Origin of the sequence: Metapseudomonas boanensis, from assembly GCF_042232855.1 — a bacterium.
GTDB lineage: Bacteria > Pseudomonadota > Gammaproteobacteria > Pseudomonadales > Pseudomonadaceae > Metapseudomonas > Metapseudomonas boanensis.
On the sequence record NZ_CP113889.1, the window covers coordinates 2,497,257 to 2,514,487 of the forward strand.

Here is a 17,231-nt window from a genome sequence, read left to right on the forward strand (position 1 = left end):
GACCGTGCGAATGGAAATTGCCGGGGAGGAGGGGCAGCCGCGTTAGCGGCAGCTGTCGCGGTACTGGCTGGGGGACAGGCCGGTGAGGGCCTTGAACTGGCGGCTGAAAGCGCTGTGGTCGGTGTAGCCGCAGTTCAGCGCGATGTCAGTGATCGGCATATCGCTGGCCAGCAATTGCGAGGCCGCACCCAGGCGTGCCTTGTGGATCATCTGCCTTGGCGTGAGCTGGAAGATGCGCTTGCAATGGCGTTCAAGCTGCGCGACGGAGAGCCCGGCGATGGCGGTCAGCTCACCGAGGCTGATCGGTTGGGCATAGCGTTCGCGGATGTGTGCATCCACTGCCGCAAGCTTCTGATAGGCCGGGTGGCTGGACTGCGGCGCCTGCAGGTCGTAGGAGATTCCAGCCATGCCGATCACTCGCTGGAACTGATCGCGCAGCGCCAGCTTGTGGGTCAGGCACCAACCGGGTTGGCGACCGGGGTATAGGTGCAGCTCCAGTTGGTCGCTGAGGGGCTCGCCACCTGCCAGCACTCGGCGGTCCTGCTCGGTGTAATGCGGGCCGAAACGAGTGGGAAACACATCCTCTGCCGTGCGGCCGAGCAGGGCCTCCTTGTTCTTCAGGCCACAGCGCCGGGCCAGCGTCTGGTTGACCAGCACATAGCGTGCCTGTGGGTCCTTGATGAAGAACACCACGTCGGGCATGGCATCCAGTAGCGGCGCGATCTGCTCCAGGCTGTCGAGCAGCGTGGGCAGGTCGCGGGCGCGGGGCAGGTGTTCGAGTTTCATGGCGCAACGTGCCTCTATTGGTGGCCCCATCCTACAGGTCGGTTCGTAGGGTGGATGGCGCTATTTACATCCACCTTCAAGCGTCCGCCAAGTCGCGAGGGTGGGTCGGTAAGGCCTCACCTACTCCAAGGGTCAGGTTTCCTCCTGTTCCAGGCAAAGCAGTGTTTCGATCCTCGTCGGCGCCAGCGGTGGGCGGGGTGCGGGTGGCGTCCAGCCGAACAGGAACTGGCTGGCGGCGCCGCACACGCGGCCCTGGCAGGCGCCCATGCCGCAGCGGCTGTGCAGCTTGGCGTCTGTCCAGTCGCGACTGTTGGCCAGGTCGCTGTAGGGCACATCTTCACAACGGCACACCAGCGTATCCGCCTGCGCCAGGTTCTTGAGTTTTGGATCGAGCTCGAAGTTCTGCGCAAGGGCGTCGGCAAACGCCTGCCAGCGGCGGCGCTTGGGCCAGAGTGCGCGGGCTTTGTCCCGTCTGCCTACTGCCGCGTGGCCGGCGATGGCGCCTTCGACCATGGCCAGTTCGCTGCCGCCAAAACCGGTGCATTCACCTGCGGCGTAGTGGTCGTCCAGGCTGCACGCCTGCCAGTCGTTCACGGCGATGGCCTGCTTCTCGATGCGGCAACCCAGGGCCTGGCCAAGCTGGATGTTGGGGATCAGGCCGAAGCCGCAGGCGAGGCGATCGCAGGGGACTTCCACTATCTCGCTGCCCTGTTGCAGGCGCACCGCTTCCAGGCGGTCGCTGCCCAAGGCAGCAAGCACATGGCTGGATGCACGGTAGCGGGCATCGAACAGGCCGATCGCCTGCGCGACTTTGCCTGGCCAGCGCGGCAGGCGAGCGGCGAAGCCGGCCAGGGCCGACAGCGGCGCCTGTTCGGCGACGCGCAGCACATTGGCGCCAGCGGCGCGGGCCGTGGCTGCGCTGGCCAACAGCAAGGGGCCGCTGCCGGCTACCACGATGCGCTCACCAGCCACCGGCAGACCGCCCTTGATCAGTGCTTGCAGGCCACCGGCGCCGGTGACGCCGGGCAACGTCCAGCCGGGGAAGGGCAGCAGCAGTTCGCGGGCGCCGGTGCAGAGGATGAGTTTGTCGTAACCCATCAGCCCGCTGCGCTCGGCGTCTTCGAGTAGAAGCCGTCTGGGTCCGGCAACGGCGACCACGCGCGTACCGCTGAGTACCTGGATGTTGCGCTCCGCCGCTAGGGCCCGGCGTAAGCGCCTGGCCTTTTCGGACAGGTGCGCCTGCGGCCCATCGCGCCAGATTTGTCCGCCAGGCGCCGGGTTGTCGTCGAGCACGGCAATGCTTGCGCCGCTGGGGGCAGCGGCCAGGGCTGCGGCCATGCCAGCGGGGCCGGCACCGATGATGAGGAGGTCTACCTTCATGCTTGCGTCTCCACCTGCATGCCTTCGCGGCACAGGGTCTGGCAGGCAAGGCGGCGTTGGCCGTCGATGGTCACCCGGCATTCCTGGCAGATGCCCATGCCGCACAGGGGCGCACGGCGCTGGCCGCTCACCGAAGTGCGGCTGGTGCCGTCGCCACCCAGCGCGAGGGCTGCGGCTACTGTGGTGCCGGTCGCCACCTGCAGGCCGCGGCCGTTCAAACAGAGTTCGATCATCCTTCTGCTCCAACGGCGTGGGCGGTGGTAAAACGCCCCGGACGATAAGCGGCGCCGGACAGCGGCAGGCTTTCGCCGAACAACTCGGCAGTCAGTAGCCGTGCGGTTCCCGGTGCGGTGGTCACGCCGAGGCCCTCGTGGCCGACGGCGAGCCACAGGCCCGGTTGTTCGGGGTGCTGGCCGATGATGGGCAGGCCATCTGGCGTGGTGGCGCGAAAACCGGTCCAGCAGCGGATGGCGTTGAGGTCGCCGAGCCCGGGGAGGTATTGCCGGGCCCTGGCCAGCATGCGCGCGAGCACGGGGCCTTCGACGCGCGGATCGAGCGTGTCGAACTGGCGCGACGACCCCAGCAGGATCTGCCCTGTAGGGCGCGGCTGTGCGTTGAAGGCCACCGAGGTACCGGTGCTGGCGTGGGCACTGCTGGCATAACCCAGCTCGACCAGTTGGTGATGAATCTGGCCGGGGTAGCGGTCGGTGATCAGCAGGTGACCCTTCTTCGGTGTGATCGGCAGTTCCGGACAGAGCTCCGGCGCCTGGATGCCGTTAGCCAGGATCACCGCACCAGCGTTGAGGCGGCGACCGTCTTCGAGCTGGACATGGGTGCCACTGACGGCTGTGACCCGCGCGTGCTCAAGGGTGATGGCGCTGCCACCTTGGTGCAGCAGCCACCGCGCGGCATTGGGCGCGTAGAGAATGCCGTCGCCGCTCACGCACAGGGCACCCTTGAGGCCGGGTGCCAGGTGTGGCTCCAGAGCCTGGAGCTGACGCGCACCCATCAGCTCGCAGGCGATGCCGTGCTTGCCGAGCGTGTCAGCCTTGCGTGCCGCTTCGTGCAACTCCTCTTCGTTGGTGGCGAGCCACAGGGTGCCGCAGTTACGGTACGCGCAGGCGTCGTCCAGCTGATCTGCCCATTGCCGCCAGAGATCCAGTGAATAACGACTGAGGGCCAGTTCTGCCGGATTGTCATCCAGGGTTACCAGGTGACCCATCCCGGCTCCGGTGGCGCCAGCCTGACCGCTGTCCAGCACCCGCACGCTCAGGCCGCGCTTGGAAAGCTCATGGGCACAGGCGCTGCCGATGATGCCGGCGCCGATGACAATGACGTCAGCTGTCACAGGCGGATGCCCCAGGCGAACGGATCGTGCTCCTCCAGCAGCAAGGTGGCCTCCGCGCTGATATGGGCACGGCCGCGAATGGTGGGGATGATGCGGTCTTCGTGGCCATCGTCCTGCCACTCGAAGCGGCCCTCGAATTGGCTGCCGATGACGCTGGCCTGGCGCCAGGCTTCGCCCGCATGCAGCTTGCCGTCGGCGGCCAGACAGGCCAGCTTGGCGCTGGTGCCGGTGCCGCAGGGCGAACGGTCGTAGGCTTTGCCGGGGCAGAGCACGAAGTTGCGGCTATCGGCCTCGTGATCTTCCGTGAACAGCTCGATATGGTCGATCTCACCGCCGTCCTCGCCCCGTATGCCCTGGGCCTCCAGGGCCTGGCGCACGGCCCAGGTGTAAGCGGTGAGGGCGTCGAGGTTGTCACCAGCGACACGTTGGCCGTGATTGGCGATCAGGAAGAACCAGTTGCCGCCCCAGGCGATGTCGCCGGTGACCTGGCCGATGCCTGGAACCTCCAGGCTGACGTCCTTGCGGTAACGGTAGGCCGGTACGTTGCGCACGCTGACCGAGCGGTCCTCGTGCAAGGTTGCTTCGACGGTTCCGACCGGGGTTTCGATGCGGTGCACGCCCGGTTGGATGCGCCCCAGATGTGTCAGTGAGGCGACCAGACCGATAGTGCCGTGGCCGCACATTCCGAGGTAGCCGGTGTTATTGAAAAAGATGACTCCAGCACAGGCCTGCGGGTCTTGCGGCTCGCAGAGCAGGGCGCCGACCAGCACGTCGCTGCCGCGGGGTTCGAGTACGGTGGCGGCGCGCCAGTCGTCGAACTTCTCGGCGAGAACTCGTCGGCGTTCGGCCATGCTGCCTTGGCCAAGGCTCGGGAAACCCTCGATCACCAGGCGGGTTGGTTCGCCGCCGGTGTGCGAATCGATGACGCGGATGCTCTTCATGGAGGCCTGCCCCTGCTGTGGAAATTTCCCAGCAAGGGTGGCGCTGCGGGTGTCAGTGCGGCTTGAGCGATTTCATGCGGGGCCGTGACGAAATCGGCATAGCCCCGAATAGATGCAATCAGTTGCGGCGTTCGACGATGTAGCGGGCCAGTGCGCGCAGCGGGTCGGCGGCATCACCGAAGGCCTGCAGCGCGGCCAGTGCCTGGTCGTGCAGCGCCAGGGCGTATGCCTTGGCATTGTCGAGGCCGAGCAGAGCGGGGTAGGTGGGTTTGTCGTGGGCCTGGTCCTTGCCCTGGGTTTTGCCCAGAGTGGCGGTATCGCTTTCCACGTCGAGAATGTCGTCCTGCACCTGGAAGGCGAGGCCGATGGCCTGGGCATAGGTGTGCAGGGCTTTCAGGGACGCCTCGTCGGCCTTGCCGCTGGCCAGGGCGCCGAGGCGCACGCTGGCTTCGATCAATGCCCCGGTCTTGTGCCGATGCATGGTCTCCAGCGCTTGCTGGTCCAGCTTCACGCCGACGGAGCCAAGGTCTATGGCCTGGCCGCCGACCATGCCGGCGGGGCCTGCGGCGTGGATCAGGCTGGTGAGCATGGCAAGGCGGGTTTGCGCATCGTGGGGATTGCGGGCCGGGTCGGCCAGCACTTCGAATGCCAGCGCTTGCAGGCCGTCGCCAGCGAGAATGGCGCAGGCTTCATCGAAGGCGATGTGTGTGGTCGGCTGGCCGCGACGCATGTCGTCATCATCCATGGCCGGCAGGTCGTCATGGACCAGCGAATAGGCGTGGATCAGCTCCACTGCGCAGGCCGCTCCGTCCGCTTTCTCGATGTCACCGCCGAGGGCTTCGCACGTGGCATAGACCAGCAGCGGGCGCACGCGTTTGCCGCCGTTGACCACGCTATAGCGCATGGCCTGGTAGAGGCGTTGCAGCTCGCTGCGCGGAGCATCGAACAGGGTGTCAAGTGCAGTATCCACTCGCTGCTGGCAGCGAGCCTGATAGGTACCGATCATGGCTGCTCGTCCGCGTCGAACGGGGCCTCTTCCAGCTGACCGTCGCGCTCCAGCAGGATCTGTACCTTTTGCTCGGCCTGATTCAACGCGGCTTGGCATTCGCGGGTCAGGCGGATGCCTTGCTCGAAGGCACTGAGGGAATCCTCCAGCGACAGCTCGCCGCTCTCCAGGCGCTCGACCAGGGTCTGAAGGTCAGCAAGGGATTGTTCGAAATCGGGGGTGGCTTTTTTGCGGGCCATAACTGCTGTCTCGCGGGGACGAATCGGTCGCGACACTAGCAGAGCCGCACCCTGCGGGCAAATGAAGGGGGCGGATGGTGGTCAGTGGTGGGGCCTGTTGTGGGCGCGAAGTCATTCGCGCCCACAGAAGCGGTGCGGATCAGCCGGTATAGAAGTAGTACAGCGTCATGCCCGTGCCGACCGCGATGACCAACATCCTTAGCCAGTGGCTGGGCAAGCGGCGGGCCAGGGCGCCGCCGGCGTAACCGCCGCAGCTGGCTGCGCCGAGCAACACGGCGAGTTCGGCCCAACTAACCCGGCCGGCGATCACGAAGGTCGCCACCGCCACGCTGTAGATGCAGCTCGATAGCAGGTTCTTCAGGGCGTTAGCGCGCAGCAGCGGGTGCCCTTCGATGGAAAAGGCCGCCAGTTGCAGGATGCCCATGCCGGCCCCGAAATAGCCACCATAGATGGCCACCAGGGCATGGGCGAAGCTACCGAGAGGACCGTGGGGCGGTAGTGCGCCGGCCTCGCGCTGACCATTGATCAGCTTGCTCAGCCAGGGGCTGGCGGCGAACAGCAGGGTGGCGGCCAGCAACAGCCAGGGGATCAGCCGGCGGAAAGTTTCGTCACCACCTGCCAGCAGCAACAGCCCACCACCCAGGCCTCCCAGCAGGGAAAGCACCACCAGCGGCACCACATAGCGGCTGAGCGGACGCAGTTGCTCCCGCGCCGCCCAGCTCGCCGCCAGGCTGGCCGGCCAGAGGGCAACGGCATTGGTTGCATTGGCGGTCACCGGCGGCAGGCCGCTGGCCAGTAGCGCGGGGAAGGAGAAGAAGGTGCCGCCCCCGGCGAGGGCGTTCATACCGCCAGCAGCGAAGCCGGCAAGTAGCAGGAGCAGGAAGTCGGTAAGCGTCATGGTTGGAGCGTGCAAAAGCCGGAAGCTTACGCGCGGGGTCATATCAGGGCAAAGCCGGTGGTGGTCATCGCGGATGACCGAGCGCCCCTGCGGCCGACCAAAGAGCCAAATCGCTGACCAGCGGGAAGGCACCGCATCAAGTGGGTCCTATGCTTTCAGATACTCGTATGGGGCGGGGAAGTTCCAGTGCATAGAAGCTCTTGGTACGTGCCTTCCCAAGGTGTGATCGGGCAAGGCAACAGGGTCGTGTCATCAGTGCTTCAGCTTTAGCGTCAGGCCGTGGCAGGGTTAGTACTCGTCCGCGGCCTTTTTCATTGCGGAATCTGGCCCGGCGCCGACGAGAGTCATCGTCAACCTGCTCGGTTCTACCGAAACGCCTAGTGCTCAGGTCCGCGCCTTAGTGATCGTCTCTCTGGATCGCGAACCCATTTCTATTTTCGCTGACGATGCGGAAATGCCGGCTTTCCCCAGCGGCCAGCGGCAGCGCCAGCTCGCGGCGCAAACGGCCCTTGCTGCAGAGCGTGTCGTCCTGCTCGTCGACGCCGATGCCGACGATGCGGTTGCCGGCCGGTACCTGGAAGCTGGCCTCCTCGCCAATGCCAATGCGTGCCGCCACTTGGCGGTCGATCAGCACGGCAATGTAGCAACCGGCGCCGAGGCCGCCCATGTCGCGGTTCACCACGATTTGCCCGCCACCCTCGACAGGCTGCTGGTAGGCAAGCAAACGGTCGCTGGGTACCTGGGTAACCTGGTTGGGATCGGCGCGGAACGATGAACAGCCGGCCAAGGCCAGCAGAGGTAGAACGGCACAGATCATTCGCATTGGAGCCCTCCTTGGGCAGATCATCACGGGTGCTGGTTCAACTCTAGTGGATCGGAAAGGATTTGCCGTGTCGTCTCCATCGGCCTGATCAGCCGGCTGCGGGCTTCCCGATGGTATCGATGGCCATTCGCGTTACCGCCAAGTGGATGATTAATAAGGCCATTCATCCGCGAAGATATTTCCGGAAAAATAAACCTGTACATTCGGGAAGGACCGCGTATAGTCCGTCCTCACTGCGCTGCAATTGACACTTCGATACCTGGTTTGATGTTCTGATTGACGTCCTTCATCTCCTAGATTCGTTTTAGATTTTCGCAATTCAGTATCTTCCTGAATTTCTCAGGAACTCGTTAAATATTCTGGAGATGTAAAGATGTCCAATCGTCAAAGCGGTACCGTTAAGTGGTTCAACGATGAGAAAGGTTTCGGCTTCATTACCCCGGCTGAGGGTGCCGACCTCTTCGTTCACTACCGTTCGATCGAAAGCACTGGCTTCAAGAGCCTGAGCGAAGGTCAGCAAGTTACTTTCGAAGTAGTGCGTGGCCAGAAAGGCCTGCAAGCTGACAAAGTTCAAGTCGTCTAAGACGCTTGAATAAGAAAAGCCCCGTTTAACGGGGCTTTTTTGTTTTTGGGGTGTTCATTTTTTAACGCTACAAAGTTCAATCTATTCGGGTGTCGATTCAGAAGCCCGTTCCTCCTTTGTGTCCGTGGTGTTCTGCATTCGAGCACCCTGCCCGGTCTACCCGGCGGCACTCATCATTCTTCAAGAGAGTTCCGCATGCTGGGTTATCAGGTCAAATACCAGACCGTTTCGGTCGGTGATATGGACTTTCAGATACGTTCGCTACTGGATCACCAGCAGTATCACGATCCAGACCACGAGGCAGAAGACCGAGGCATTTCGCCGGAAAGCTGGCCGCTGTTTGGCCAGGTCTGGCCTTCCAGCCTCGTGCTGGCCGAGGCGATGCGGACGATGGACCTGCAGGGCAAGCGTATCCTCGAAGTGGGGGCTGGCTTGGCACTGGCGAGCCTGGTGGTGCATCGACGTGGCGGTAATATTACCGCCAGCGATTACCACCCGCTTATCCCGACATTCCTGGATGAGAACCTGCGCCTGAACGACCTGGGGCCGCTCAAGTACCAGTCCGCCGATTGGGCAGAGATGAGTTCCGATCTGGGGCAGTTCGACATGATCATTGGCAGCGACCTCATCTACGAACGCGACCAACCGTCAGCGCTTGCCGACTTCATCGATCGGCATTCGGCGGAAGTTGTCGACGTGCTCATTGTTGACCCCAACCGGAGCAACAAGTCGAAGTTTTGTCGGGAGATGAGGGAGTTGGAGTACGAGCAGCACATCAGCAGCGCGAACTGCCTGCTCGGAAGTGGTGAGGCCTACAAGGGGTCATTCCTGCACTTCCAACGCGACGATGCCCTGCTTTAACAGGATGTCGAACTGAATACTGGCGTATCGAACTCGTCGATCCGAACCAGTTTGCTCAGCGCGTCTTCCGCGGCGGCACAGGCCTCCGATAAGCGAGGAAAGTGCGAGCCCTCGTAAACGAGGTGGAAGGCAGCCTCCGCCTCCGGAGCATCCTGTTTGATGGCCACGAACGCCAAGGCATGGTCCCCATTCATGCAGGCTTCACTCCAGGCCACGTGCTTCGGGAAGGTGCGACTTTTCATGGACACCTCTTATTTGGGTTGAGCTCAGGGTCGTGCCATCGACCACTATCCGCTTCTTTACTCGGTAGTGGCGCGAATCTGACCAAAGGCGGCCCGTCGAAACGGCCATAGGGCCGTGGCTCAGGCTCGCTAGAGGGGAAACACGATCCCCGTGCGTGAGGCCGCATTGCGAATATGTTCCTGCATGGCTTTCTGCGCTGGGCCGGTGGAGTGACGGGCAAGGTGGCGAAGGATCTTGCGGTGCTCCTGCCAGGTTTCCATGGCGCGCTCCGGGCGAATGAAGGGGAGTTTCTGGCTTTCCAGAAAGATGTCCTGGCTGGCGGTGATGATATGAAGCATCGCGCGGTTGCCGCCGGCTTCCAGCAGACGCTTATGGAACTCGAAATCAAGCTGGGTTGCGGCTTCGAAGTTGCCTGCGAGCAATTCCAGACGCATCGCCTCGACGTTCTCCTCCAACTGGTCGATGTCTTCAGCCGTGAGACTGATGGCGGCCTGGCCAGCGCAAAAGCCTTCAAGTACATAGCGCAGCTGAAAGGTGTCGGCGGCAGATACCTGTTCCGCATAGGGCCAGGAGAAGCTCCGGGTCGCACCTCCGTTGACCGCCGAACCTGCCTGTACGAACACACCCTTGCCCGGCTGCACGCTGATCTGCCCCAGCGCGCTGAGTGATGACAGTGCCTCACGCAACGAGGCGCGGCTGACGCCCAGTTGTTCGGCGAGGTCGCGTTGGGAGGGCAGGGCGTCGCCGGCCTGGTAGCCACCTTCGCGGATCAGTTTCTGGATGGCCTGCAAGGCATATTCGGGTACGGCGCGGGGGGAGGTATCGAGCATGCTGTTCAGACCGGTAGGTTCAGCGAGTTGCCCTTTGTAAGGCTTTACAGGGTGGCCCGGCAAGTGCCGCCCCCTTGTGGCGCAAGGGCTGGCGGGTTGCACGAAATGGAGGCGAATCCGAATCTGACAGGGTGGACAACTTCATTGACTGTTCAGACCAGTAAGACCTTGTCAGTGCTGGCCTAATCGATTCAGTTGGCCCTTCAATGCGGGATATGGCATGGGCTGTGCACCGGGCGTCGGCAGGAAAATCGACCTGCCACGTACCCGAGGTAAGCACCATGCGCAATTTTCGGAACCTGTTCCTGGCCACTCTTTTCTGCACAGGTGTGCTGGCTCAGCCGGCGGCCCAGGCTGACGTCCTGAGCGACATCAACGAGCGCGGCGTATTGAAAGTGGCGGTGCCACAGGACTTCCCACCCTTCGGTTCGGTGGGGCCGGACCTCAAGCCGCGTGGGTTGGACATCGACACCGCCCAACTGTTGGCCGACAAGCTCGGCGTGAAGCTGGCGCTGACGCCGGTGAACAGTACCAACCGCATACCCTTCCTCACCACGGGCAAGGTGGACCTGGTGATCTCCAGTCTGGGCAAGAACCCCGAGCGTGAGCAGGTCATCGATTTCTCACGTCCCTATGCACCCTTCTACCTGGCGGTGTTCGGCCCTGCGGAGGCAGCCATTGGCTCGGTCGAGGCGCTGGCCGGCAAGACCATCAGCGTCACCCGTGGCTCGATCGAGGACATGGAGCTCAGTGCCGTCGCAGCCAAGGGCACCACGATCAAGCGTTTCGAAGACAACAATTCAACCATCGCCGCCTACCTCTCCGGCCAGGTTGACCTGATTGCCAGCGGCAGCGTGGTGATGGCAGTGATCGCCGAGAAGAACCCGGCGAAAGTGCCGGTGGTGAAACTGAAACTCAAGGATTCTCCGGTCTACATCGGCCTGGCGAAGAACGAGCCGGCATTGCTGGAGAAGGTCAACGCGATCATCAACGAAGCCAAGGCTGATGGCAGCCTGAATCGCAATGCCGAGAAGTGGCTGAAGCAGCCGCTGCCTGCCGACCTCTGACCAGCTGTTCGATCGGAGTTCCCTAGATGGCTTATCAATTCGACTTCGCGCCGGTGCTGGGGCAGGGCGGGGTGCTGCTCGAGGGGGCGCTGTTCACCCTCGAGCTGACCGCAATCGGCGGCTTGCTGGGCTTGGGCATTGGCATCGTCGGTGCGGCCGTTCGCGCCTGGCGCCTGCGGCCCTTCGACTGGCTGTTCGGCATATACGTGGAGCTGATCCGCAACACGCCCTTCATCGTGCAACTGTTCTTCATCTTCTTCGGACTGCCATCGCTGGGTGTCCGCCTGACCGAGTGGCAAGCGGCGGTGCTGGCGATGGTGATCAACCTCGGTGCCTATTCAACCGAGATCATCCGCGCCGGTATCCAGGCGATTCCCAAGGGGCAGTTGGAGGCGGCCGCGGCGTTGGCGATGAGTCGCTTCGAGGCCTTCCGTCATGTGGTGATTCAGCCCGCGCTGGGCAAGGTCTGGCCGGCGCTGTCGAGCCAGATCGTCATCGTCATGCTGGGTTCGGCGGTGTGCTCGCAGATCGCCACCGAGGAGTTGTCGTTCGCCGCCAACTTCATCCAGTCCCGTAACTTCCGGGCGTTCGAGACCTATCTGCTGACGACCCTGCTCTACCTGGCGATGGCCGTCCTGCTACGCCAATTGCTGGGCTGGGTCGGCCAGCGGTTGATCGGGGGGAGGCACTGATGGACTTCAGCTTCTGGGATATCGCCCGCAACCTGCTCATCGGCCTGCAATGGACGTTGCTGCTATCGCTGGTGGCTTTCATTTGTGGCGGCATCGCCGGGTTGCTGGTGATGCTCGCGCGGATCTCCGACAACCTGACGCTGCGCGTCCTCGCTCGCGGTTACATCGAGTTGTTCCAGGGCACGCCGCTGTTGATGCAGCTGTTCATGGTGTTCTTCGGCATTGCCCTGTTCGGGGTGGACGTCTCCGCCTGGCTCGCCGCAGCGACGGCGCTGACCTTGTTCACCAGCGCGTTCCTGGCGGAGATCTGGCGCGGCTGCGTCGAGTCGATCCCGCGTGGCCAGTGGGAGGCCTCGGCGAGCCTGGCCTTGGGGCGTCTGGAGCAACTGCGCCACGTGGTCCTGCCACAGGCGCTGCGCATCGCCATTGCGCCCACCGTGGGCTTCTCGGTGCAGGTGGTGAAAGGCACGGCGGTGACTTCGATCATCGGCTTCACCGAGTTGACCAAGACCGGCGGCATGCTGGCCAACGCCACCTTCGAGCCCTTCATGATCTATGGCCTGGTCTCCCTGGGCTACTTCATCCTCTGCTATCCGCTCTCGCTGAGCGCACGCCATCTGGAAAGGAGGCTGCATGCCCCTGCTTAGAGTTTCTGCATTGCACAAGTACTACGGCGACAACCATGTGCTCAAGGGCGTCGACCTCAGCATCGACGAAGGCGAAGTGGTCGCCATCATCGGTCGCAGCGGCTCGGGGAAGAGCACCTTGCTACGCACCCTCAATGGCCTGGAGTCGATCAACGACGGGGTGATCGAGGTGGACGGTGAATACCTCGACGCCGGGCGTGCCGACCTGCGTTCGTTGCGGCAGAAGGTCGGCATGGTGTTCCAGCAGTTCAACCTGTTCCCGCACCTGACCGTGGGCGAGAACGTGATGCTCGCCCCGCAGGTGGTGAAGAAGGTCTCCAAGACCGAGGCTCGTGCCTTGGCCGAGCAGATGCTGACGCGTGTGGGGCTGGCCGAGAAGATCGATGCCTACCCCGAACGCCTGTCGGGAGGCCAGCAGCAGCGCGTGGCGATCGCCCGTGCGCTGGCCATGTCACCCAAGGTACTGCTGTGCGACGAGATCACGTCCGCGCTGGACCCGGAGCTGGTCAACGAAGTGCTTGGCGTAGTGCGTCAGCTGGCCCGCGAAGGCATGACCCTGATCATGGTCACCCACGAAATGCGCTTCGCCCGCGAGGTGGGCGACACGCTGGTATTCATGCACCAGGGGCGGGTGCATGAGGCGGGGCATCCGAAAGAATTGTTCAGCCAACCCCAGACGCCTGAGCTGGCGAACTTCATCGGGATGGTCGGGCAGTAGCTACGTAAAACCCGGCAGGACGGGAATGCTGTTCACTTAGGCATTGTCGGCAGCGCATATGAGGAGGGGCGTGACTGGCCTTCGGAGCAGTCTGCCATCTCAAGCCCGATCTCATGAAGGCCCTGTACGAGCGAGCTCTGCTCGCGAAGGAGGCGGGTTCGCGAGCAGAGCCCACTCCTACGAGAGATTCCTGCCCAACAGAAACAACTTCGTGATGATGTAAAACCAAAAACGCCGCCCTCCTGCTGAAGGAAAAGCGGCGTTTTTTCTTAAGTGAACAGCATGACGGCAGGACGGGGCAGTTCCTTGGTCCTAACTAAAAAGGCGCATGGCACGATGGGGTTCGCGAACAGTACGCGCGCGCGAACCCTGATCCTGGCCCTGCGGGAAGAGTTCGTTGTTGGCGAGCGACGAAATTTAACCAGGTCCCAGTTTGGCGACGAGTACGGCAACCCCTGAGGCGTGGGCTGCCATACCCGACTAAGCGGTTACGAGTTTTTCGGCGGGTAGTTGCCGCGCCCGCATCCCGCCGCGCGCCTCAGTGCACCGCGCGCTGGCCGGCGAGCAGGTGCCGTTCGCGTTCCAGGGCCGTGGCCAGGCTGGCCTGGCCGTCGCGCCTGGCCGCGACCAGCAGCGTCTGGTCGAGCAGGTCGCGCTGCGCGTGGCTACCGCCGAAGCCGTGTGCCTGATTGCGGATCGCCCGCAGCAGCTCTACGCAGCGGGCGTAGCGGCCGTCATGGTAGGCCAGCAGCGCCTCGATGGCCGGCGCGCCGATCTCGCGGGTCATTCGCGTATTGTCGTCGTCGCGCTGCAACGCGCACGCCTGTGCCCGCTGCACCCGTTCCAGCAGATCGCCGCGCCCGGCACTGGCGAAGGCCATGCAGGCGTGCAGGTCGTTGAAGGCGTAGTGGCCGTCGTCGGCCAGCAGCGCCCAGCGCTCGGCCAGGTCCTGCCAGCGCTCGCCCGGGTCGACGCCGCGCAGCTGCAGGCGCCAGAGCAGGGCGCTGGCGTCCACCAGTTCGAGGGCGACCTGCGAGCCGCAGGCGTCGATCGCGTTGTCGAACAGCTCGAGCACGCTGTCGCTATCGCCCAGCTCAAGGTGGTACAGCGCCAGGTGCCACCAGTTGTGTACGGCGAGCATGTTGTCCTGCTGCCAGGCGGGGTTGCCGCGCATCCAGGCGATGCCCTCTTCGCGCCGGCCCTGCATCTCCAGCACGTGCGCCACCGCGTGCTGGGCCCAGGCGTCCGCCGGCTCGTGGGATACGGCCTGGCGACCAAAGCGCTCGGCCAGGCGGTAGTCGCCGCATTCCTCCAGGCCGAAGGCGTACATGCCTAGCAGCGCGTGGTAGCCCGGCACGTCCGCCGACCAAGCCGGCAGCACCCTGGCAATGCGGTCGCGCAACATGCGTGCGTCGCCGGTGAAGAAGTCCAGCTGGTGGCCGACCTGCAGCGCCAGCAGGTCGTGGGGGTACTCGACGCTGAGGTCTTCCAGGCTACGCCCGGCCAGCAGCCAATGGCCGTCCACCCACTGCCCCAGGGCCTGCAGGTGGCGCGCCTCGCGGTCGTTGTGCGGCAGGGCGCGGGCGCGCTCCAGGGCGGCGCGGGCCTCGGGCACGGCGCCGCCTTCGCTGCTCATGAGATACAGCCAGGCGCGCAGCACATGGCCCATGACCAGTTCGGGGGAGGCCATCAGCGCCGCATCGGCGCTGGCCAGCGGATCGTTGCGCAAGCAGCGCAGTTGCGTCAGACCGCGCTCGAGCAGTGCCAGGGCCTCGGCGTTGCAGCCGGTCAGTTGGTGTCCGTGTGCATCTTTCATTGTTCTATGCTCCAAGGGTCGGGTTCGCTGGCCACTGCCAGTGCGTTCATCTTCGGCCTGCCGCGCGAACCGCACCAAGGTCATCCAGGTCAGAAAATGGGCATTTCCGCCATGTCCCGCCCCGATTCCACAAACCGTGACCGCCCCCTGAGCGTCGGCCTGCTCGCCCTGCCCGATACCACCGCCTCGACGCTCTTCGGCCTGTTCGACCTGCTGCAGGGCACCCGCCGCGACTGGCAGATGCTGCTCAACCAGACCGAGGTCGCCTCGCCGTTCCGGCCGCTGATCCTCAGTCGCGACGGTCTGCCGCTGCGCGCCGCCAACGAAGTGCTGATCCAGCCGCATGTCGGCTTGGCCGACGCGCCCCCGGTCGATGTGGTGATCGTCAGCGACCTGGCGGTCAGCCCCTGGCAGCCGCTGGGCGAGCGTTATGACATCGAGGTGCAGTGGCTGCGCGAGCGCCATGCTGCCGGCGCGACTCTGGCCTCGGCCTGCTCCGGCGCGCTGCTGCTGGCGCGCACCGGGCTGCTGGACGGCTACGAGGGCACCTCGCACTGGGGCTACTGCGAGAGCCTGCAGCGCGAACACCCGCGTGTCCGCTGGCAGCCGGGCAAGGCCCTGGTGACCTCCGGCGAGGGCCAGCGCCTGGTGATGGCCGGCAGCGGCACCAGCTGGCATGCCCTGGCGCTGTACCTGATCGCCCGTTTTGTCGGCGCCGAGGAGGCGATGCAGATGGCGCGGATCAACCTGCTGGACTGGGACTCCACCAGCCCGCTGGCCTACGCGGCAATGATGCGCACCGGGCAGCAGGCCGATCCGGTGATCGCGCGCTGCCAGGAGTGGGCTGCGCTGCACTACGAGAGCGAGGCGCCGGTGGCGGCCATGGTGCAGATGAGCGGGCTGGCCGAGCGCACCTTCCTGCGTCGTTTCTCCCAGGCCACCAGCATGTCGCCGCTGGATTACGTGCACAACCTGCGCCTGGAGGATGCCAAGCAGATGCTCGAGTCCGGCGAACTGCCGGTCGAGGCCATTGCCCTGGAGGTGGGCTACCAGGACGCCGGCTTCTTCGGCCGCCTGTTTCGGCGCAAGGTCGGCCTGACCCCGGCGCAGTACCGGCGCCGCTTCGGCGTGCTGGCGCGGCGCCTGAGTGGGGTGGCTAGCGAGGACTGAGCGGTTGGCTCCCCGGCTAGCGCTCGTCGCCTGGGGCAGTCGCCACGCGGGTAGAATCGCCGCCATGATTGGCTGGAGGCCCGCATGGCAAGGCGCTACGAACTCCCCGATGCGGCATGGGAGTTGATCAAGGATCTGGTTTCCCCCGAACAGAAGATGGGGCGACCGCGCAGTGATGATCGACTGGTGCTCAATGGCATCTTCTGGATCCTGTGCTTCGGGGCGGATAGCAACGACCTAACCTAGATCACTGCTATGGATGTTCAGACCTCGGTCTGTTCCGACAGCTCCAGCGCGTCATTTTATAGTTCCTGATTTTGTAGCCATCCAATGGCTACTTTTGGCCGATAGCGCTTGTCGCAGGCACCTTCCAGCGAGATAGAGAAGTCGACGGCCTATTTGCTTGCGTAGGCGGGTTACGTTAGAGGCCCAGCTCCGATAGCCCCGGATGGTCATCTGGCCGACGTCCCAGTGGCCAGCGAAATTTTCGCTCAGCCTCGCTGATGGGCAGGTCGTTTATGCAGGCAAAGCGATGGGCCATCAGGCCGTTGTCTGCAAACTCCCAATTCTCGTTGCCATACGAGCGGAACCAGTTGCCAGAGTCATCATGCCATTCGTAGGCGTAGCGGACGGCGATGCGATTATCCGTGAACGCCCATAGCTCCTTGATCAGGCGGTACTCAAGCTCCTTGTTCCACTTTCTCCTAAGGAATGCCTCGGCCTCGGCACGGCTGGTAGCGAACTCGGCGCGGTTGCGCCACTTGGTATCCAGGGTGTAGGCGAGGGCTACCTTGCCCGCATCGCGGCTGTTCCAGCCGTCCTCGGCCAGCCGGACTTTCAGAATGGCATTCTCGCGGGTGAAGGGTGGAACCGGTTGACGGACTTCAGACATGGCGCTTGCTCCTGTTGGCGAAGGTGAGTGGGGCTGAGTTCAGGATTACGTGGCTTGGGCCACTGGCTGACGAATGTTCGCGCGCAGCGCTCGCCACAGACTTACCAGACGGTTCGCCGACGTGCCGCCGCAAGGATGTTCAAGCGCCGCGGCCATCTGCGGCAGCAACAGGTTCGACTCCCACTCCATGGGCGCAATATCCGGCGACGCAGACATGCGCGAGTCGCGCCACAGCGGACGCTGATCCGTGTCCCAGCTGCGCACATCGGTTGTGTTCATGTCACGGCCTCC

21 protein-coding genes and 1 pseudogene are annotated in these 17,231 nt (G+C 64.0%); 8 read left to right on the top strand and 14 right to left on the bottom strand.

Features of this window, described 5'->3' with window-relative positions; all coding sequences use genetic code 11:
• Positions 1–42: 42 nt before the first annotated feature.
• The 9 genes from OXH74_RS11525 to OXH74_RS11565 all read right to left on the bottom strand — a co-directional run bounded on the left by OXH74_RS11525 (position 43) and on the right by OXH74_RS11565 (position 7,421).
• On the bottom strand, positions 43–786 hold the full coding sequence (locus OXH74_RS11525) for a helix-turn-helix domain-containing protein (protein ID WP_375741291.1): 744 nt from the start codon (positions 784–786) through the stop codon (positions 43–45).
• A 132-nt stretch (positions 787–918) separates the two neighbouring features.
• Positions 919–2,166 (bottom strand): FAD-dependent oxidoreductase, encoded by a 1,248-nt coding sequence (locus OXH74_RS11530; protein ID WP_375741292.1) that lies wholly within the window; start codon positions 2,164–2,166, stop codon positions 919–921.
• Positions 2,163–2,399 (bottom strand): (2Fe-2S)-binding protein, encoded by a 237-nt coding sequence (locus OXH74_RS11535; protein ID WP_375741293.1) that lies wholly within the window; start codon positions 2,397–2,399, stop codon positions 2,163–2,165. Before OXH74_RS11535 ends, OXH74_RS11530 begins: the two co-directional genes overlap by 4 nt.
• Complete coding sequence (locus tag OXH74_RS11540) at positions 2,396–3,514, bottom strand: NAD(P)/FAD-dependent oxidoreductase (RefSeq protein WP_375741294.1); 1,119 nt, start codon at positions 3,512–3,514, stop codon at positions 2,396–2,398. The genes OXH74_RS11535 and OXH74_RS11540 overlap by 4 nt, the downstream gene beginning before the upstream one ends.
• A complete protein-coding gene (locus tag OXH74_RS11545; RefSeq protein WP_375741295.1) occupies positions 3,511–4,455 on the bottom strand; it encodes a 4-hydroxyproline epimerase in 945 nt (314 codons plus the stop codon). The genes OXH74_RS11540 and OXH74_RS11545 overlap by 4 nt, the downstream gene beginning before the upstream one ends.
• A gap of 118 nt (positions 4,456–4,573) precedes the next feature.
• Positions 4,574–5,461 (bottom strand): (2E,6E)-farnesyl diphosphate synthase, encoded by an 888-nt coding sequence (ispA, locus tag OXH74_RS11550; protein ID WP_375741296.1) that lies wholly within the window; start codon positions 5,459–5,461, stop codon positions 4,574–4,576.
• A complete protein-coding gene (locus OXH74_RS11555) occupies positions 5,458–5,700 on the bottom strand; it encodes an exodeoxyribonuclease VII small subunit (protein WP_215377839.1) in 243 nt (80 codons plus the stop codon). The genes ispA and OXH74_RS11555 overlap by 4 nt, the downstream gene beginning before the upstream one ends.
• Before the next feature lie 139 nt (positions 5,701–5,839).
• Positions 5,840–6,598, bottom strand: a complete 759-nt coding sequence (locus tag OXH74_RS11560; RefSeq protein ID WP_375741297.1) for a sulfite exporter TauE/SafE family protein — start codon at positions 6,596–6,598, stop codon at positions 5,840–5,842.
• Between the two features lie 397 nt (positions 6,599–6,995).
• A complete protein-coding gene (locus OXH74_RS11565; RefSeq protein WP_375741298.1) occupies positions 6,996–7,421 on the bottom strand; it encodes a 3-isopropylmalate dehydratase in 426 nt (141 codons plus the stop codon).
• Between the two features lie 373 nt (positions 7,422–7,794).
• Here OXH74_RS11565 and OXH74_RS11570 point away from each other — a divergent pair, with 373 nt between their 5' ends.
• Together OXH74_RS11570 and OXH74_RS11575 are read left to right on the top strand one after the other, a co-directional pair.
• Positions 7,795–8,004: a cold-shock protein gene (locus OXH74_RS11570; protein ID WP_028626465.1), complete on the top strand. Its 210-nt coding sequence runs from the start codon at positions 7,795–7,797 to the stop codon at positions 8,002–8,004.
• Between the two features lie 195 nt (positions 8,005–8,199).
• The gene (locus OXH74_RS11575; RefSeq protein ID WP_375741299.1) at positions 8,200–8,865 is read left to right on the top strand and encodes a methyltransferase; all 666 of its coding nucleotides are present in this window, start codon (positions 8,200–8,202) and stop codon (positions 8,863–8,865) included.
• Here the strand turns inward: OXH74_RS11575 and OXH74_RS11580 are convergent.
• Both OXH74_RS11580 and OXH74_RS11585 read right to left on the bottom strand, forming a co-directional pair.
• Positions 8,862–9,107: a hypothetical protein gene (locus tag OXH74_RS11580; protein WP_375741300.1), complete on the bottom strand. Its 246-nt coding sequence runs from the start codon at positions 9,105–9,107 to the stop codon at positions 8,862–8,864. The two genes, OXH74_RS11575 and OXH74_RS11580, sit on opposite strands and share 4 nt — an antisense overlap.
• Before the next feature lie 129 nt (positions 9,108–9,236).
• Positions 9,237–9,938, bottom strand: a complete 702-nt coding sequence (locus tag OXH74_RS11585) for a FadR/GntR family transcriptional regulator (RefSeq protein WP_375741301.1) — start codon at positions 9,936–9,938, stop codon at positions 9,237–9,239.
• A 281-nt stretch (positions 9,939–10,219) separates the two neighbouring features.
• Between OXH74_RS11585 and OXH74_RS11590 the strand changes: the two genes are divergently transcribed.
• Genes OXH74_RS11590 through OXH74_RS11605 form a run of 4 tightly spaced genes read left to right on the top strand, consistent with a single transcriptional unit; the run spans position 10,220 to position 13,062 of the window.
• On the top strand, positions 10,220–11,005 hold the full coding sequence (locus OXH74_RS11590) for a transporter substrate-binding domain-containing protein (RefSeq protein WP_375741302.1): 786 nt from the start codon (positions 10,220–10,222) through the stop codon (positions 11,003–11,005).
• A 26-nt stretch (positions 11,006–11,031) separates the two neighbouring features.
• Positions 11,032–11,697 carry an amino acid ABC transporter permease gene (locus OXH74_RS11595; RefSeq protein ID WP_375741303.1) on the top strand — a complete coding sequence of 222 codons (666 nt, stop codon included), beginning with the start codon at positions 11,032–11,034 and terminating at the stop codon, positions 11,695–11,697.
• The gene (locus tag OXH74_RS11600; protein ID WP_375741598.1) at positions 11,694–12,344 is read left to right on the top strand and encodes an amino acid ABC transporter permease; all 651 of its coding nucleotides are present in this window, start codon (positions 11,694–11,696) and stop codon (positions 12,342–12,344) included. Before OXH74_RS11595 ends, OXH74_RS11600 begins: the two co-directional genes overlap by 4 nt.
• Positions 12,331–13,062, top strand: coding sequence for an amino acid ABC transporter ATP-binding protein (locus tag OXH74_RS11605; protein ID WP_375741304.1), 732 nt, complete (start codon positions 12,331–12,333; stop codon positions 13,060–13,062). The genes OXH74_RS11600 and OXH74_RS11605 overlap by 14 nt, the downstream gene beginning before the upstream one ends.
• A gap of 538 nt (positions 13,063–13,600) precedes the next feature.
• Here OXH74_RS11605 and OXH74_RS11610 read toward each other — a convergent pair.
• Entirely contained in the window at positions 13,601–14,878 is a 1,278-nt protein-coding gene (locus tag OXH74_RS11610; protein ID WP_375741305.1) for a tetratricopeptide repeat protein, read from the bottom strand.
• A 111-nt stretch (positions 14,879–14,989) separates the two neighbouring features.
• Between OXH74_RS11610 and OXH74_RS11615 the strand changes: the two genes are divergently transcribed.
• Both OXH74_RS11615 and OXH74_RS11620 read left to right on the top strand, forming a co-directional pair.
• Positions 14,990–16,048, top strand: coding sequence for a GlxA family transcriptional regulator (locus tag OXH74_RS11615; RefSeq protein WP_375741306.1), 1,059 nt, complete (start codon positions 14,990–14,992; stop codon positions 16,046–16,048).
• A gap of 84 nt (positions 16,049–16,132) precedes the next feature.
• Positions 16,133–16,288, top strand: a pseudogene (locus OXH74_RS11620) (transposase); the annotation flags it as partial.
• A gap of 181 nt (positions 16,289–16,469) precedes the next feature.
• Here OXH74_RS11620 and OXH74_RS11625 read toward each other — a convergent pair.
• Positions 16,470–16,940: a DUF1348 family protein gene (locus OXH74_RS11625; protein WP_375741307.1), complete on the bottom strand. Its 471-nt coding sequence runs from the start codon at positions 16,938–16,940 to the stop codon at positions 16,470–16,472.
• 45 nt (positions 16,941–16,985) lie between these two features.
• Positions 16,986–17,219: a hypothetical protein gene (locus OXH74_RS11630; RefSeq protein ID WP_375741308.1), complete on the bottom strand. Its 234-nt coding sequence runs from the start codon at positions 17,217–17,219 to the stop codon at positions 16,986–16,988.
• Positions 17,220–17,231 lie beyond the last annotated feature (12 nt).

Bases quoted from the DNA above. Each gene is read 5' to 3' on its own strand.
- OXH74_RS11525 (WP_375741291.1), bottom strand. From the start codon at position 786: ATGAAACTCGAACACCTGCCCCGCGCCCGCGACCTGCCCACGCTGCTC.
- OXH74_RS11530 (WP_375741292.1), bottom strand. From the start codon at position 2,166: ATGAAGGTAGACCTCCTCATCATCGGTGCCGGCCCCGCTGGCATGGCC.
- OXH74_RS11535 (WP_375741293.1), bottom strand. From the start codon at position 2,399: ATGATCGAACTCTGTTTGAACGGCCGCGGCCTGCAGGTGGCGACCGGC.
- OXH74_RS11545 (WP_375741295.1), bottom strand. From the start codon at position 4,455: ATGAAGAGCATCCGCGTCATCGATTCGCACACCGGCGGCGAACCAACC.
- ispA (WP_375741296.1), bottom strand. From the start codon at position 5,461: ATGATCGGTACCTATCAGGCTCGCTGCCAGCAGCGAGTGGATACTGCA.
- OXH74_RS11555 (WP_215377839.1), bottom strand. From the start codon at position 5,700: ATGGCCCGCAAAAAAGCCACCCCCGATTTCGAACAATCCCTTGCTGAC.
- OXH74_RS11560 (WP_375741297.1), bottom strand. From the start codon at position 6,598: ATGACGCTTACCGACTTCCTGCTCCTGCTACTTGCCGGCTTCGCTGCT.
- OXH74_RS11565 (WP_375741298.1), bottom strand. From the start codon at position 7,421: ATGCGAATGATCTGTGCCGTTCTACCTCTGCTGGCCTTGGCCGGCTGT.
- OXH74_RS11570 (WP_028626465.1), top strand. From the start codon at position 7,795: ATGTCCAATCGTCAAAGCGGTACCGTTAAGTGGTTCAACGATGAGAAA.
- OXH74_RS11575 (WP_375741299.1), top strand. From the start codon at position 8,200: ATGCTGGGTTATCAGGTCAAATACCAGACCGTTTCGGTCGGTGATATG.
- OXH74_RS11580 (WP_375741300.1), bottom strand. From the start codon at position 9,107: ATGAAAAGTCGCACCTTCCCGAAGCACGTGGCCTGGAGTGAAGCCTGC.
- OXH74_RS11585 (WP_375741301.1), bottom strand. From the start codon at position 9,938: ATGCTCGATACCTCCCCCCGCGCCGTACCCGAATATGCCTTGCAGGCC.
- OXH74_RS11590 (WP_375741302.1), top strand. From the start codon at position 10,220: ATGCGCAATTTTCGGAACCTGTTCCTGGCCACTCTTTTCTGCACAGGT.
- OXH74_RS11595 (WP_375741303.1), top strand. From the start codon at position 11,032: ATGGCTTATCAATTCGACTTCGCGCCGGTGCTGGGGCAGGGCGGGGTG.
- OXH74_RS11605 (WP_375741304.1), top strand. From the start codon at position 12,331: ATGCCCCTGCTTAGAGTTTCTGCATTGCACAAGTACTACGGCGACAAC.
- OXH74_RS11610 (WP_375741305.1), bottom strand. From the start codon at position 14,878: ATGAAAGATGCACACGGACACCAACTGACCGGCTGCAACGCCGAGGCC.
- OXH74_RS11615 (WP_375741306.1), top strand. From the start codon at position 14,990: ATGTCCCGCCCCGATTCCACAAACCGTGACCGCCCCCTGAGCGTCGGC.
- OXH74_RS11625 (WP_375741307.1), bottom strand. From the start codon at position 16,940: ATGTCTGAAGTCCGTCAACCGGTTCCACCCTTCACCCGCGAGAATGCC.
- OXH74_RS11630 (WP_375741308.1), bottom strand. From the start codon at position 17,219: ATGAACACAACCGATGTGCGCAGCTGGGACACGGATCAGCGTCCGCTG.